The organism is Streptomyces sp. NPDC042102, assembly GCF_055582305.1.
In genome coordinates this window covers 690438-705829 of the sequence record NZ_JBVJDL010000001.1, presented here as the reverse complement: position 1 = coordinate 705829, position 15392 = coordinate 690438, and the positions used below count along the sequence as shown (strand labels likewise).

Below are 15392 nucleotides of genomic sequence, written 5' to 3'. Positions count from 1 at the left end.
CCTCAGACCCCGGCCGGCGGCCGGGGCGCGAACGTGCCCTGGGCCAGGTCCTCGGCGAGCAGGCGCTTGGCGATCGCGTCGGCCGCGGCCCGCAGCTCCGTGCCGCTGGGGCGGCCGCGGTCGCGTTCGAGCCGGTCGCTGAGCCAGTCGCCCCAGGCGGCGGAGACCACCTGGGCCTCGCGCTCGCCGGCCGGGGTCAGGGAGTAGTAGCCGTCCTGCCGGGTGAGGTATCCCTCGTCCACCATCCGTTCGAAGACCGGCAGCAGGACCTCCGGCGGCAGCGAGCGGCGGCCGGCGATCAGGCCGAGGCCGGCGTAGCCGACGGTGCGCGTCGTCGTGTCGACCTGCATCACGGCCCACACGCCCGCGATGTCCAGGCGGGTGTCGCAGGACGCCACGATCGCGCGGGCGGTGTCCGGATCCATCCCCCGGATCAGCTTGCCGACGGCCAGTTCCAGCAGTTTGGCCGAGTCGCCGGAGGCGGTGGCGGGGGAGGCGAAGCCGTCGCCCATGTCCGTGGAAGCGGCCCGGGCGCTGTCGCGGAGCTTGACCTCCTTGAGGAAGAGGGCCACGACGAAGCCCACGGCGGCCACCGGCACGGTCCACAGGAAGACCGTGTGCAGCGCGTGCGCGTACGCGTCGATGACGGGCCCGGCCGCCGCCGGTTCCAGGCGGTGGACCCCCGTCGGGCTCTGCGCGGCGGCGGCCAGGGCGACCGGGTTCGTGCCGGTGGCGCGGGCCGCCTCGGCGACGGCGGAACGCAGCTCGGGGCCGAGGGTGTTGGCGTAGATGGTGCCGAAGACGGCGGCACCGAAGGCGCTGCCGAGCGTACGGAAGAACGTGACACCCGAGGTGGCGGTACCGAGGTCGGCGTAGTCGACGGTGTTCTGCACGGCGATGGTGAGGACCTGCATGCTCAGGCCGATACCGGTGCCGAGCAGGAACATGTAGAGGGATTCCCGCCACGGGTTCATCCCCGGCCCCATGGTCGAGAGCAGGTAGAGCCCGACGCCCATCACCAGGCAGCCGACGATGGGGAAGATCCGGTAGCGGCCGGTCCTGCTGGTGACGTTGCCGCTGAAGACGGAGGCGATCAGCAGGCCGACGACCAGGGGCAGCGTCCGTACGCCCGACCAGGTGGCCGAATCCCCGTCCACGAACTGCAGGTACGTCGGCAGGAAGATCATCGCGCCGAGCATGGCGAAGCCGACGATGAAGCTGAGCACCGAGCAGACCGTGAAGACCGGGTTGGCGAAGAGCCGCATGGGCAGCATGGGTTCGGCGGCCCGGGTCTCGGCGACGCAGAACAGCGCGAGGGCCGCGGCGCCCAGCGCGAACAGGCCGACGATGACGGGCGAGCCCCACCCGTACTCGTTGCCGCCCCAGCTGGTGGCGAGGATCAGCGCGCTGGAGCCGACGGCGACGAGCGCGATGCCGAGGTAGTCGATCACGGGGCGGGCGGTGGCGCGGACCGCCGGAATGGTGCGGGCGGCCGCGACGACCACCATGATGGCGAGGGGGACGTTGACGTAGAAGGCCCAGCGCCAGCTGAGGTGGTCGGTGAAGAACCCGCCGAGCAGCGGCCCGACGACGGTCGCGACGCCGAAGACGGCGCCGATCGCGCCCTGGTACGTGCCGCGTTCGCGCAAGGGGATCACGTCGGCGATGAGCGCCATGGCGGTCACCATCAGGCCGCCGGCGCCGACGCCCTGCAGACCGCGCCACAGGATGAGCAGGGTCATGTCGGCCGCCAGCCCGCACAGGAACGAGCCGGTGATGAAGACGACCGCGGAGACCTGGAAGACGAGCTTGCGGCCGAAGAGGTCGCCGAACTTGCCCACCAGCACCGTGGCGACGGTCTCCGCCAGCAGGTAGGCGGTGACCACCCACGACATGTGGTCGCCGCCGCCCAGGTCGGCCACGATCGTGGGCAGCGCGGTGCCCACGATCGTCTGGTCGAGGGCGGCCAGCAGCACGCCCAGCATGACCGTCGCGAAGATCACGTTGCGCCGCCGCCGGTCCAGTACCGGCGGGGCGGCGGCGACGGCGGGGGCTGTGGTCACATCTCGCACTCTCACAGTGCCCCCGACGCACCGCATGCGGCGTTGCGCCGTACGGATGCACCGCGCCGGTGCCGCCGGTGCCGCCGTACGGATGCACCGCGCCGGTGCCGCCGCTGTCAGCGCAGGTACGCCAGGCCCGGGTGCTCCTGCCCGTAGCGCTCCAGCAGCCGGCGGGCGACCGGGACGGAGTCCACCAGCGGATGCAGGGCGAAGGCCTTGACGGCGGTGTCCCGCGAGCCGCTCGCGGCGGCCGCCAGCACCTCGCGCTCGACGGCCTTGACCGAGGTCACGAGCCCGACCGCGTGGTACGGCAGCGGGTCGACGGCCACCGGGTGCGCGCCGTTGGCGTCGACCAGGCAGGGCACCTCGACGACCGCCTCGGCGTCGAGGACGGCGAGGGTGCCGCGGTTGCGGACGTTGAGGATGAGCGTGGCGCGCTCGTCGCGGGCGATGGCCCGCATCAGGGCCAGGGCGACCTTCTCGTAGCCGCCGGACTCCAGGTCGCTCGCGTCGCGCGTGCCGGCGCCCGCCGCCTCGCGGTTCTCCGCCATGTACGTGGCCTCGCGCTCGGCCCGGGTGCGTTCCCAGGCGTCCAGGGCGGCGCCGGGCGCCCGGCCGGGGCGGTCGGCCGCGGCGTAGAAGGCGCGCTGCTGCTCGCGCAGGAACGCGCCGCGGGTCTGCCCGGCCTCCCGGTAGGCCCGTACGGTCTCCCGGTTGAAGTAGTAGTAGTGCAGGTACTCGTTGGGTACGGCGCCCAGGGAGCGCAGCCAGTCGGCGCCGAAGAGCCGGCCCTCCTCGAAGGACTCCAGGGCCTCGGTGTCGGCGAGCAGCCGGGGCAGCTCGTCGCGCCCGGCGACCCGCAGGCCCCGGACCCAGCCCAGATGGTTGAGGCCGACGTAGTCGATCCACGCGTCCTCGGGGCGGACCCCGAGCAGCCGGGCGATCCGGCGGCCCAGGCCCACCGGGGAGTCGCAGATGCCGATGACCCGGTCGCCGAGGGTCTCGGCCATGGCCTCGGTGACCAGGCCCGCCGGGTTGGTGAAGTTGATGACCCAGGCGTCCGGGGCGAGGCGGGCGATGCGGACGGCGAGTTCCCGGGCGACGGGCACGGTCCGCAGCCCGTACGCGATCCCGCCCGCGCCGACGGTCTCCTGACCCAGGACGCCCTCGGCCAGGGCCACGCGCTCGTCGGCGGCACGGCCGTCGAGGCCGCCCACGCGGATGGCGGAGAAGACGAAGTCGGCGCCGCGCAGGGCTTCGTCGAGGTCGTTGGTGGCGGTGACGGCCGGGGCGTCGGCCACCCCGCGGGCCTGGTCCGCCAGGACCCGGGCCACGGTGGTGAGGCGGCCGGGGTCCTCGTCGTAGAGCGTGACGTGGGCGACCCGCCCCTCGGCGCGGTCGCCCAGCAGTGCTCCGTACACGAGCGGGACACGGAATCCGCCCCCGCCGAGGATCGTCAGCCGCACGTTCCCGCCGCCCTTCGCCCGCGCCCCGCGGCGCCACCGGTGTCCGCGCCGTGCCACGTTCGGTGACACGGACCCGACCAGTGTGGCCCCTGCGGGGTCACTCTCCCAGCGACGGCACGGCGCGCAGGCGCGGTCCCTGGCCGCGTGGGGTCCCGGCGGGCGCCGGGCCGGCGGGCGCGCCCTGCGGGGCCGAGAGGATGAAGGTGATCCGGGTCAGTCCCATCGCGTCCAGCTGCCGGCTGGTTTCGGCCACCATCCGGCAGCGGGCCACGCCCTGGCCCGGGTCGGGGTGGCGTACGGCGCGGACCGCGCCGTCCCGTTCGGCGGCCTCGGCGCCGTAAGTGCTGAGCCAGTGCGGCACCCCGTACCGGTAGGCGGCCTCCATGAACGGGTCACGGGCCACCTCCTGACGGATGCTGCGCAGGCCCTCGTCGTCCGGCTCGGCCGCCAGGGCGGTCGCGAACTGGGCGAGCAGCGGTACGCACCAGGCGGGTTCGTGGTCCTCCAGCACGGCCGCGGCGTCCGGGTGGAAGAGCACGAACCGCAGGAAGTTGTCGTCCGGGAGCGCCGTCGGGTGCGGCCGGACGGCACGGAAGAGCTGGTCGAAGGCGGAGTTGGTGAGGGCGACGTCCCAGCGGTGGTCCACCAGGAAGCTCGGGTACGGCACGGCTTCCATCAGGGCCGCGTAGTCGCGCAGGTAGTCGCGCTGGGCCGGATCGTCGGGCAGCCGGCTCTCCTCGGCGGCGTGCCAGGTGGGCGGCGGGTCGCGGTCGACCATGATCCGGAACAGCCAGAAGCACTGCCGCTCGCTCATCTCGAGCGCCTCGGCGAGGGCCAGCAGCTTGCGGTCCGTCCACTCCTTGACCAGACCGCGTTCCCAGTTTCCGTACGCGCGGACACTGATGCGCAGGCGTGCGGCGACGTCCTCCTGGCTCAGGCCCAGCTCCTCGCGCCGCTGGCGCAAAAGCTCCTTGCGTCGTTCCGACCGTACTGCGCCGCGTACGGACTCTTCGCCCGTCAGGCGCTCCTCACCGGTCGTGCGGGAGAGGCCGTCGGACGGGCCCACCGCTGCGAGATGTGGCACCGAGAGCTCCCCCTTCTCGCGGTCTGGATCTTCGTTTCCGTGTGGCGATCCTGCTACCGACGTCATTCGAGTGTCAACTATTGTGGCAATTCCAGCCTCTTGACAGCTCATTCCCGCCACAGCTGTGGCAAGTTCTAGCCGTACACGCACTGACCGGATAGCCTCCAAGGGCCCACGACATGCCCCGAAGCGGCCCCGCGCGATCTAGGAGAACCACTGGTGACAGACGGCTTCCCGGCTCCCGTCGCGGTGGCCAACGTGCCCCTGGCAGCCACCGTCACGCGCGTCGCCGAACTCGCGGACAAGCTAGGACGCGCCCACAGCGAGGTCTTCGACCTGCGCCGGCTCTCGGAGGCGTCCGGCGTCCCCACGGACGTGGTCCGCACCCTGCTGGAGGGCCGCCCCGCCGGCGAACCCGACCTCCAGGCGCGCTTCCTGCAGCGGCTGGACCTGCTGCGCCGCACCCGGGTCAAGCCGAACGGCCGCCGCTACACCCAGCAGGAGATCGCGGACGGCGCCGCCATGTCGCGCCAGCAGGCGGGCGCCCTGATCAACGGGGACCGCCGCCCGACGATGGAGCACTGCGACGCGATCCAGCGGTTCTTCGGCGTGCACGCCGGATTCCTGACGGCCCATGACGCCGACGCCCTGACCGACGCGCTGCAGCGGACCGAACAGCAGCTTCTTCAGGACTTCGCAGGTCGGGAGCGGGACCGGGAGCGCCGCGAAAGCGTAGCCTCGAAGTCGGATTCGGCGGACGATCCGCTGGCGAGACTTCTGCAGAACCACGGAGTGCGGGGCATCGCCTGGCGCGCCGCCCAACTGCCCAGCGACAAGCACCGGGACAAGGTGACGGAATGGCTGGACATGCTTCTCGAGAGCGTCAAACCGAACGAGTCCTGACCCAGGCGGATGTCTGGGTCCGACCCCACGAGTCCTGATCCGGATCCGCGCCGACGGGGAGAACGGTGAGCATAGGCAGAGAGCAGCGGCGGCTGTGCGGGGAGCTGGTGGCCGGCCTCACGCTGGACGCCCCCGTGGAACCCGTGGACCTCTACGCCGCCCTGTGCGACGGCATGAGCAGGCACCGGGGCCGTCGGGTGGATTTCCGGATGGCCGCGTTCCCGGCGGGCACGGCCAGCGGCCTGTGGCTCGACATGGCCGACCGAGACCTGGTCGTCATCGAGGAACGCACCGCACCCGACCACCAGTTGGTGATCCTCGGCCACGAGCTGTGGCACATGAAGGCCGGCCACTGCAGCCACCACGTCGACGGCGCCGCCGTCGCCGCCCGGCTGCTGTCCGACGAGGCCGACCTCAGCGAGACGGTACGGCGGGTCGCCGCGCGCACCCGCTCCGACGTCCAGGAGGAGACCGAGGCGGAGACCTTCGGCCTGCTGCTGGGCAGCAAGTGCCGCCCCTGGCTGGCCGGCTCGGCGAGCCACCGGGCCCCCGTGCACCGGGACCAGCTCGCGGGACGGATCGAGGCGTCGCTCGGATACCGGGGGCACAGGACCGACCGTTGAACGGCGAGGACTACTACGTACCCGCAGCCGCGATGGCGGTCTCCCTCGCCTTCAAACTGCCCGCGTTACGGCACAACTGGCGCGACCCCCTGCTGCGTTCCGTGTGCGCCCTGCTCGTCCTGGCGGGCGCCGTCTTCACCTTCGCCGCCCCTCCCACGATCGCGGCGGTCAACAGCTGGAGCGGGATCACCAACTTCTCCGCCCCGCTCGTCTACTGCCTGATCACCGCCTTCAGCGCCTCCTGCCTGGTGCTGATCGTCAACTGGCGCGGCGGCCCGCCCGAACGGACGCGCCGCGTCTCCCGCCGCTGGATCCTCGGCTACAGCTGCGTGATCGTGGCGCTCATCGTGCTGTTCGCCCTGGGCGACGCCCCGGTCGAACGACTGCGCGACCTGGACACGTACTACATCACCACGCCCTTCATCCGCGAGATGATCGTGCTGTACCTGGCGGCGCACACGGTCGCCGCCGTGGTGATGGTGGCCCTGTGCTGGCGCTGGTCCCTCCAGGTGCGCGGCTGGCTGCGCTGCGGGCTCATGGTCATCGTCGTCGGCTACGTCTTCAACCTCAGCTTCGACGCAGCGAAGTTCACCGCGATCTTCGCCCGCTGGTTCGGCGCCGACCTCGACCACGTCAGCTCCTACGTCGCCCCTCAGCTCGTCTCGATCGGGGCCATGATCAGCGCGATCGGGTTCATCGTGCCGCTGGTGTGCCAGCGGGTCTCCGACAGCTGGCAGACCTGGTCGACGTACCGGCGGCTGGGCACGCTGTGGCACGAGCTGCGCAGCGCCGCGCCGGAGGGCACTCCGTGCGTGCGGATGGCCTGGTGGTCCCCGGCCGAACTCCGCATGATCCAGCGCGAGTCGGACATCCACGACGGTTTCCTGCACCTGGGGCCGTACCTGGACCACCGGCATGGGGAACAGGCGTACGAACGGGCCGTGGCCACCGGCGCGGACGAGGAAACGGCCCGGGCGGTCGCCGTCGCCGCGATGGTCGCGGTCGCCCTCCAGGCACGCTCGGCGGACCCGGAGGGCAGGATCGTGGGATCCAGCCGGCAGCACGTGCACGATCCGGCCGACGGTCCCCGCGACCTCGTGCGGATCTCCCACGCGCTGCGTCATTCACCCGTCGTGGCAGCGGTGCGCCGCCACGCGGCAGCCACAGGGAGCGGCCTTCGATGAGCGAAGCACACAGAGTGACCCACGGCCCCTCCCCCGGCCGACGCGGCTGCCCCGCCGGCTCGTCGGCCGGCTCACCCCATGGCTATTCCACCGGCTCGTCCACCGGTTCGTCCGCCGGCTCGTCCGTGGGCTCTTCCGCCGGCTCCGCACGGCACGCGGTGGTGATCGGCGGCGGGCTCGCCGGCATGCTGGCCGCCGCCGCCCTCGCCGACCACCTCGCCACGGTGACCGTCATCGACCGCGACACGCTGCCCGACGCCCCCGGGCCCCGCCGCGGCCTGCCCCAGGCGCACCACGCGCACCTGCTGTGGTCGGGCGGCGCGCGGGCGATCGAGGAGCTGGTGCCGGGCACCGTGGACCGCTGGCTGGCGGGCGGCGCGCGGCGGATCGCCCTGCCGACGGGCCTGGTGTCGATGTCGGCGAGCGGCTGGATCCGGCGCTACCCGGAGATGCAGTTCCTCATCGCCTCCAGCCGTGACCTGCTGGACTGGACGGTGCGCGACACGGTCGTACGGCGGCCGGAGGTCACCGTGCTGCACCGGACGGAGCTGCTGGGGCTCCGGGGCGGCCCGGAGCGGGTCACCGGCGTGACGATCCGTGCGGCGGACGGCGCGGAGCGGGTGCTGGCCGCCGATCTCGTCGTCGACGCGAGCGGACGGGGATCGCGGGCGCCGCGGCTGCTGGAGGAGCTCGGCGCCGGCCCCGTGCACTGCGAGGAGGTCGACTCCGGGCTCGCCTACGCCAGCCGGATCTTCCGGGCTCCCGCGGGCACCGAGGACTTCCCCGTGGTCAACGTGCAGTCCGATCCACGGGTTGCGGTGCCCGGGCGCACGGCGACGGTCATGCCGATCGAGCACGGGCGCTGGCTGGCGACGCTGTCGGGCACCCGCGGCGGCGAACCGACCGGCTGCGCCGGCGACTTCGAGGCCTTCGCGCGCTCCGTGCGCCACCCGGTGGTGGGCGAGCTGATCGCACGGGCCGAGCCGCTGACGGACGTGGTGGTCACCCGCTCCACGGTCAACCGGCGCAACTTCCTGGAGCGGGTCAAGCGGTGGCCCGAGGGTCTCGTGGTCGTCGGCGACGCCGTCGCGACGTACAACCCGGTGTACGGGCACGGCATGTCGGTGGCCGCGCAGGGGGTGCTGGCTCTGCGTACGGAACTCGAGGCGCGCGGCCTCGACGCGCCGGGTTTCGCCCGCCGCGTGCAGCGGGCCGTGGCCGGGCCGGTCGCCACGGCGTGGGACCTGGCGACCGCGCAGGACATCCTCTACCCGGACGCCCGGGGCAAGCAGCCGGGGCGGGCCGCGGGCCTGCTGCGCGGCTACATGGACCGGCTGATGCTGACGGCGACGAGCCGGCCGCTGGTCACCAGGGCCCTGTTCGACGTGATGACCCTGTCGGCCCCGCCCACCGCGCTGCTGCGCCCGGAGGTGGCGCTGGCCGTCGCGCGCGGGCCGCGGCGCGAGCCGCTGACCGCGCCGCCGCTCACGGACCGGGAGCGGCGGCTGGTGGAGCGGGCGGACGAGCGCACCGAGGCCGGGACCTGAGGCGCCGGACGGACGGCGGGCCGCCCGGCGGGGGCGACCGGCCCTGGGGCGACCGGCCCGGGGGTCACTCCCCCAGGGCCAGGCCCAGGGACGGGAAGAGGTCCTGGAACGGGGCCGCCGAATCGATTCCGTCCCGGCCGTAGGGCGCGTCGAAGCTCCACACCATGAACAGCAGGAAGACGATCAGCGCGGTGAACAGGCCGGCGAGCAGCAGCTCGCGGCCCGAGCGGCGGATCTGCAGGGTGAAGATCAGCCCGATGGTCACCACACCGCCGGTGAGCAGGCCGAACCACACCACGCCCGGCAGCGTGGCCTCCGAGCTCTGGGTCCGCGAGTGCCGGGCGTCGTCGGCGGTCGCGATCTGGTCCAGCAGGGGCTGGTAGGCCTGCGCCTGGAGCTCGGTCGCCGGGCTCTGGTGGGTGACGTCGGAGCGCAGCTTGCCGAGGAGTTCGGCGCCCTGCGCGGTCGGGCTCTCGCCGTCGGCCATCCGCGGCCAGTCCACGCCGACGGTGTGGGCGACGTACGCGTGCACCTCGCCGCGGATCCGGTCGCGGACGGCGGCCGGGTAGACGTCGGCGCGCTGGCTGACCTCGTACAGTGCCTGCGCCTCGCGGCGCACGGTGTCCTCGGCGGCGCCGCGCGCCTCCCAGACCCCGGCGATGGCCAGGCCCAGCACGATCGCGTAGACCACGCCGACCATCATCGTCATGTACTCGATGACGTCGGGGGTTTCACTGGTGTCCTCGTCGTCGGCCGCGCGGCGGTGCCGGAGGGCGGTGAAGGCGAAGACGAGGGCGCAGACGAGCACCATGGCGATGGCCAGGACCAGCCATTCGGACACGAGGGGTCTCCCGTTGACGGTGTGGTGGGGGTGCGGGGGGATCAGGCGCCGCGGCCCTTGGAGCGCGGGCGCAGTGCGGCGGCCGCGAGGACGGCCGGGGTGGTGACGACGACCATGAGCATCACGGTGGACAGGCCGTCCGGGCCGCGCCGCTGGAGGGTCGAGCGGTACGGACGGACGTGGAACACCGGGGCGGCGGCCGGGGCCGGCCGGGCGGAGGGCCGCGGGGAAGCGGGCGGTGGCGGTGCCGGGGCGGGCGGGGCGGGGGTCCCGGCCCGCGCGACGGCCGGAGCCGGCTGCGGCTCCGGGACGGCCGGTGGCGGTACGGGGAGGGCCACCGGCGCGGGCGCGGGCGGCGGTGTGGGTACCGGGGCGGGCGTCGGTGCGGGCGGCGGCGGCGCGTGCCGTACGGTCGCCCCCGTGGGCCCGGGCGGGAGCGCCCGTACGCTCGGCCGGCCCGCCGCCGGCGCGGGCCGGTCCGGTGCGCACCCGGGGGCCGCCGGGGGCACCGTGGCCACCGACGGCGCCGTGGCCCGCGCGGACGCCGGGGCGCGGTCCGCGCCGTCATCGGCCGGGGCGGCCACCTGACCGTGCAGCGGTCCGAGCGCCGCCACCAGGCCCGCCCCGGCGATGTACTGCCAAGCGGTCACCGCGTGTCCTCCCGTACCGGCGTGTGTCAGGTGCTCCCGCCGGAGAAACGATCACGACACGGGTTTCGACACGCTCGGGACGCGGCGGGATCGCCGCCCGGGGCCGGTTCGAGCCCTCCGGTCAGCTGATCGAGCAGAGCGGCCCGGTGACCATCAGCCCGAGGTCGTGGCCGGCGTACGCGAAGAACGCGAACATCACCAGCGCGGCGCCGCCGAGCGCGATGTCCTTGAGGAACATCGTCTGCTCCAGCTGCTTCGCCTGCGGTGTGCTCTCCTTCCAGAACGCGTGCATCAGGACGGCCGTCGGGAAGCAGAACGCGGCGAGCGCCAGCGCGCCGAGGTCCGCCCACAGCCCGACCGCCACGCTGACCCCGCCGGCCAGCAGCAGCAGTCCGCTGCCGAAGGTGGCGGCCGTCGCCATCGGCAGGCCGCGGGAGGCGGCGTAGCCGGCCATCTCCTTGGTCCTGGTCAGGTGCCCCAGGGCACTGCCGAGGAAGAGTACGACGAACAGGATGCGTCCGATCAGCACGAGGACGTCCATCGTGACCTCCTGAACACCATCGAAGCGCCGCGGCAGCGGCCCCCCGCGTCTACCCCGTTCCGCGCCGCCCACCCGTCGGCGCCGGCCGCGGCCGGGTCAGGCGGGACCCGGGCGCCGACCCGGTTCCGGGGCCAGGCTCAGGGCCGGCAGGTAGCGGCGGAAGCGGTTGCCGGTCGTGGCGGGGAAGGCGAGGACCTTGTCCCACTCGGGGGTCTGCGAGCCGATGCCCCGGCCCGGGGCCGCCAACGCCTCGATGTGGGCCTGCTCGCTCTCCCACTCCGCGTAGTTGAGCATCCGGGTGCCGTCGGATCCGAGGTGGAAGGTGGCGGAGATGCCGCCCGGCGCCGGGTTCGGGTCGGACTCCAGGGCGGCCAGGACCAGGTCCACCCAGGCGCGCGGGTGGCCCGGGTCCGTGCCGTCGAACTCGGCCTCCACGGCCACCACGCAGCCCACCGCCCGGTCCGCCGCCCCGCCGCCCGCGCCGGGACCGATCGCGCGGTAGGGGACGTACGTGTGGAGGCCGACCCGCTCGATGCCCGGCACCGCGGCGTCGATCTCGGCGTTCCGGTCGTCGCGGTAGGTACGGGAGAACTCCTGGTAGGCGGCCTCGTCGGTCCACTGAGCGTAGTGGAAGAGGGTGTCGCCGTCCGTGCCGATGTGCACGGTGTACGACAGCAGCCCGACCGCCGGCCAGTCCCGGCTGCGCCAGGCGGCGGCGATGGCGTCGACGGCGGCCCGCTGACGCTGCGGGGTGCCGACCCGCCAGGTGCTGGCAGTGACGACGCCCGCATCGGGGCGGGTGAGATCGGGACGGGCGTCGGGCAGGACGATGGTCTTCATGGGGTGCCTCCTCGCGTTCACGGCTGCTGCACAGAGCCTCCGCCCTCAAGCACGCTTGAGGTCAAGCACCCTTGAGGCCGGCGCGAGACGGCGGACATGCGCGAGGGGCGCGACCTTCGCGGATCGCGCCCCTCGCACCGTACTCGGGTGGCCGTCAGGCCTCGGCACCGCCGAAGCGCTCGCGGTAGGACTCCAGGTCCTCCTCGGTGATCTTGGCGAAGAGCACCGGCGGCACGGTGAACGGGGTGCCCGCCGGGACCGCGTCCAGAGCCCTGGCCTGCTCCGGGGTGACCCACGTCGCCGTGTCGTCGGCCAGTGCGAAGGCCGAGCGCATGGCGGCGGCGGAGGCCGGGATGAAGGGCTCGGAGACCACCGCGTAGAGGTGGATGAGGTTCATCGCGGTGCGCAGCGTGAGCGCGGCGCCCTCCGGGTCGGTCTTGATCTCCAGCCAGGGGGCCTTCTCCTCCAGGTAGGAGTTGCCCGCCGACCACAGGGCGCGCAGCGCGGCCGCCGCCTTGCGGTACTGCAGGGTCTCCATGTGGCCCTCGTACTCGGCCAGCAGCTCGGCGATCTGCGCGCCCAGCTTGGCCTCGGCCTCCCCGGCGGCGTTCCCGGCGGGGACCTCGTCACCGAAGCGCTTGCGGGAGAAGGACAGCACGCGGTTGACGAAGTTGCCCAGGGTGTCGGCGAGGTCCTTGTTGACCGTGGCGGTGAAGTGCTCCCACGTGAAGGACGAGTCGTCGGACTCGGGGGCGTTGGCGATGAGGAAGTAGCGCCAGTAGTCGGCCGGCAGGATCTCCAGCGCCTGGTCGGTGAAGACGCCGCGCTTCTGCGAGGTGGAGAACTTGCCGCCGTAGTACGTCAGCCAGTTGAAGGCCTTGACGTAGTCGACCATCTTCCACGGCTCGCGCACACCGAGCTCGGTGGCCGGGAACATCACGGTGTGGAACGGGACGTTGTCCTTGGCCATGAACTGCGTGTAGCGCACGTCCGCGGCCTCGTACCACCAGGACTTCCAGTCGCGGGTCTCCGGCTCGGCGTCCGCCCACTCCTTGGTGGCGCCGATGTACTCGACGGGTGCGTCGAACCAGACGTAGAAGACCTTGCCCTCGGCGGCCAGCTCCGGCCAGGTGTCGGCCGGGACCGGGACGCCCCAGTCGAGGTCGCGGGTGATCGCGCGGTCGTGCAGGCCCTCGGTCAGCCACTTGCGCGCGATGGAGGAGGCCAGCTGCGGCCACTCGTCCTCGTGCTGTGCGACCCAGGCCTCGACCTCGTGCTGGAGCTCGGACTGGAGCAGGAAGAGGTGCTTGGTCTCGCGGACCTCCAGCTCGGTGGAGCCCGAGATCGCCGAGCGCGGGTCGATCAGGTCGGTCGGGTCCAGCACGCGGGTGCAGTTCTCGCACTGGTCGCCGCGGGCCTTGTCGTAGCCGCAGTGCGGACAGGTGCCCTCGACGTAGCGGTCCGGCAGGAAACGGCCGTCGACCGGCGAGTAGACCTGCCGGATCGCGCGCTCCTCGATGAAGCCGTTCTCGTGGAGACGGCGCGCGAAGTGCTGGGTGATCTCGCGGTTCTGCTGCGAGGAGCTGCGGCCGAAGTAGTCGAAGGACAGCTGGAATCCGTCGTAGACCGCCTTCTGCGCGTCGTGCGCCTGGGCGCAGAACTCGGCGACCGAGAGCCCGGCCTCCTTGGCGGCGAGCTCGGCGGGGGTGCCGTGCTCGTCGGTGGCGCAGATGTAGAGGACGTCGTGGCCGCGCTGGCGGAGGTACCGGGAGTACACATCCGCCGGAAGCATCGACCCGACCATGTTGCCCAGGTGCTTGATCCCGTTGATGTACGGAAGCGCGCTGGTGATCAGGTGTCGAGCCATCCTCGGATGCTCCATTTCATATGTGCGGTACGTAACGGATTGTGATCCGGTTCATCGTATCGAACCGCCCGGAGGCCGTGTGCCGCATTTTCGAGGGGGACGTAACGCAAAAGCGAGGACTGTGACCTCTGCGTCACGGCCCTCGCGCTCGCCCATGCTACAGCCGGAGCCGGGAGCCTCCGACCCGGGGCACTCGCGGGACAGCACCAAGGGCATATGCATCAGGACGACATGGGCTGCCGTGCGATCGAAGGCGATCACCGAACGGCCATCACCGAACGTAATGTCACCGGCATTCTTCTCTGCACACTACGGCCCTCCCAAACGCTGGAATGGTTGGAGGCGAGCGCCTCCAGTGCCACAAGGGGAGAGGTGGAACGGTGAGCGATGGCGGACCGGAAGAGTCGGGTGGGGCGGTGGGACTGCCCAGCCGGCGGAAACGGCCGACGCCGATGAGCCAGTGGGATGCCACGGCACGCCTTTCGTACTGGGCCTTCCACGCCGACCGGCGGCCCGCGTACATGAGGTTCGCCTACCTCCAGCTGGGCTCGGACGCCGATGCCGAGGACGCGGTGGACGCGACCTTCGACGCGATCATGAACGAGTGGCTGCGCATGCTCCACATGGACCGCCTCGAGGCGTACGCCTGGACCGTCCTCAAGCACCGCATAGTCGACCAGCAGCGCAAGCGGAACCGCCGCCCCGAGCCGATGGACATCACCGCCTTCGAAGCCGCACTCAAGGACGCCGCCGTCGATCCGTACGACGTGCTGACCGACACCATCCAGTTCTACTCCGCGGTCTCCCGGCTCGCCGAACGGCAGCGCGACGCCGTCCTGCTCCGCTACGGCCTGCAGTGCACCACGGGCGAGGCCGCCACCGTGATGGGCGTCGAGGAGGCCACCGTCCGTTCCCACCTCAGCCAGGCGCTGCGGCGCCTCGCCCGGCTCCTCGCGACTCCTCGTGACGGGATGCCGGGCTCATGACCGACCGCACCGGCGGCCCCCGCCCCCTGGACCACTTCCTGGCCCGGGCCGGGGTCCGCGACCGCTACGTCCGCTACGACCTGCCCGCCGCCGAGGCCCGGCTGCTGCGGTCCCGCACCAGTCACCGCTGCCCGTGGAGCGGCGGCTGGAGCGATCCCGCGCGGGACTGCCCCGTCGACGCCGAGCAGGCGCGGCGGGACCTGAAGGCGGTCTGCCTGGCCGTGGTCTGCGCCCCGGACGCGGGGCACGGCCTCGGCGCCTTCATCCGCGGCGGTCATACCGACCTGCCCGGCGCGCTGGTCTTCGCGTGTCTGCTGCATCTCGCGGGGCTGCGCGACGGCGCCCGCTTCTGGTGGCAGTTCGCGGCCGGGGCCGGCGGCGAACAGGCCGCCTACTGCCTCTTCCTGGACCACTCGCGGCGCGGTGAGCACCACGACGCGCGGATCTGGGCCGGACAGCTGGCCGCCCGGGGCTTCCGGCCCGGCGGTCAGCGCGAGCTGCGCGAGGTCCGGCTGTGCGCGCAGGCCGCGGTCCTGCGGCACGTCGAGAGCCACGACGACGAGGACCTCGGGCCGGTGCCGCTGCCGCGCCCGGGCCTGCCGGAGGTGCTGCCGGCGTTCCGGCCGGCCGCCACGGCCGTCACGGGCGGCGGCAGCCCCGGCGGCCCCGGCGGCTTGAGCGGGAACGTCAGGAGCGGGAGCGGGAGCGGGAGCAGGGACAGGGGCGGGGGGTACGTCGCTCCGGTCGCGGCCCCGGCGGCCCGGCCCTCCCCCGGCCCGCTGCGGCACCCGGCGCTC

General features: G+C 73.0%; 13 protein-coding genes. 5 read left to right on the top strand and 8 right to left on the bottom strand.

From position 1 onward, the window contains the following. Positions 1 to 2: 2 nt before the first annotated feature. From ACZ6KO_RS02900 to ACZ6KO_RS02890, 3 genes are all read right to left on the bottom strand, one after another. Complete coding sequence (locus tag ACZ6KO_RS02900; RefSeq protein ID WP_469299149.1) at positions 3 to 2099, bottom strand: DHA2 family efflux MFS transporter permease subunit; 2097 nt, start codon at positions 2097 to 2099, stop codon at positions 3 to 5. An 80-nt stretch (positions 2100 to 2179) separates the two neighbouring features. Further along, entirely contained in the window at positions 2180 to 3529 is a 1350-nt protein-coding gene (locus tag ACZ6KO_RS02895; protein WP_469299147.1) for a 6-phospho-beta-glucosidase, read from the bottom strand. 97 nt (positions 3530 to 3626) lie between these two features. Continuing rightward, positions 3627 to 4613, bottom strand: a complete 987-nt coding sequence (locus tag ACZ6KO_RS02890; RefSeq protein WP_469299143.1) for a helix-turn-helix domain-containing protein — start codon at positions 4611 to 4613, stop codon at positions 3627 to 3629. Positions 4614 to 4832: 219 nt separating this feature from the next. On the opposite strand from ACZ6KO_RS02890, the gene ACZ6KO_RS02885 reads away from it, so the two are divergent. The 4 genes from ACZ6KO_RS02885 (at position 4833) to ACZ6KO_RS02870 (ending at position 8870) form a co-directional block, all read left to right on the top strand. Continuing rightward, on the top strand, positions 4833 to 5516 hold the full coding sequence (locus tag ACZ6KO_RS02885) for a helix-turn-helix domain-containing protein (protein WP_469299141.1): 684 nt from the start codon (positions 4833 to 4835) through the stop codon (positions 5514 to 5516). A 65-nt stretch (positions 5517 to 5581) separates the two neighbouring features. Continuing rightward, positions 5582 to 6139, top strand: coding sequence for a toxin-antitoxin system, toxin component (locus ACZ6KO_RS02880; RefSeq protein ID WP_401450099.1), 558 nt, complete (start codon positions 5582 to 5584; stop codon positions 6137 to 6139). Next, positions 6136 to 7323 carry an MAB_1171c family putative transporter gene (locus ACZ6KO_RS02875; protein ID WP_469299138.1) on the top strand — a complete coding sequence of 396 codons (1188 nt, stop codon included), beginning with the start codon at positions 6136 to 6138 and terminating at the stop codon, positions 7321 to 7323. Before ACZ6KO_RS02880 ends, ACZ6KO_RS02875 begins: the two co-directional genes overlap by 4 nt. Positions 7324 to 7508: 185 nt before the next feature. Then, on the top strand, positions 7509 to 8870 hold the full coding sequence (locus ACZ6KO_RS02870) for an FAD-dependent oxidoreductase (protein WP_469301496.1): 1362 nt from the start codon (positions 7509 to 7511) through the stop codon (positions 8868 to 8870). Positions 8871 to 8934: 64 nt separating this feature from the next. Here ACZ6KO_RS02870 and ACZ6KO_RS02865 read toward each other — a convergent pair whose 3' ends face one another. The 5 genes from ACZ6KO_RS02865 to metG all read right to left on the bottom strand — a co-directional run bounded on the left by ACZ6KO_RS02865 (position 8935) and on the right by metG (position 13609). Next, a complete protein-coding gene (locus tag ACZ6KO_RS02865) occupies positions 8935 to 9711 on the bottom strand; it encodes a bestrophin-like domain (protein WP_469299136.1) in 777 nt (258 codons plus the stop codon). 41 nt (positions 9712 to 9752) lie between these two features. After that, positions 9753 to 10361, bottom strand: a complete 609-nt coding sequence (locus tag ACZ6KO_RS02860; RefSeq protein ID WP_469299134.1) for a hypothetical protein — start codon at positions 10359 to 10361, stop codon at positions 9753 to 9755. Between the two features lie 121 nt (positions 10362 to 10482). Further along, positions 10483 to 10902 (bottom strand): DoxX family membrane protein, encoded by a 420-nt coding sequence (locus ACZ6KO_RS02855; protein ID WP_469299131.1) that lies wholly within the window; start codon positions 10900 to 10902, stop codon positions 10483 to 10485. 96 nt (positions 10903 to 10998) lie between these two features. Next, positions 10999 to 11742 (bottom strand): antibiotic biosynthesis monooxygenase, encoded by a 744-nt coding sequence (locus tag ACZ6KO_RS02850; protein ID WP_469299129.1) that lies wholly within the window; start codon positions 11740 to 11742, stop codon positions 10999 to 11001. A 154-nt stretch (positions 11743 to 11896) separates the two neighbouring features. Further along, a complete protein-coding gene (gene metG, locus ACZ6KO_RS02845; RefSeq protein WP_401450087.1) occupies positions 11897 to 13609 on the bottom strand; it encodes a methionine--tRNA ligase in 1713 nt (570 codons plus the stop codon). A gap of 452 nt (positions 13610 to 14061) precedes the next feature. Here metG and ACZ6KO_RS02840 point away from each other — a divergent pair, with 452 nt between their 5' ends. Beyond that, the gene (locus ACZ6KO_RS02840; RefSeq protein ID WP_469299126.1) at positions 14062 to 14595 is read left to right on the top strand and encodes an RNA polymerase sigma factor; all 534 of its coding nucleotides are present in this window, start codon (positions 14062 to 14064) and stop codon (positions 14593 to 14595) included. Positions 14596 to 15392 lie beyond the last annotated feature (797 nt).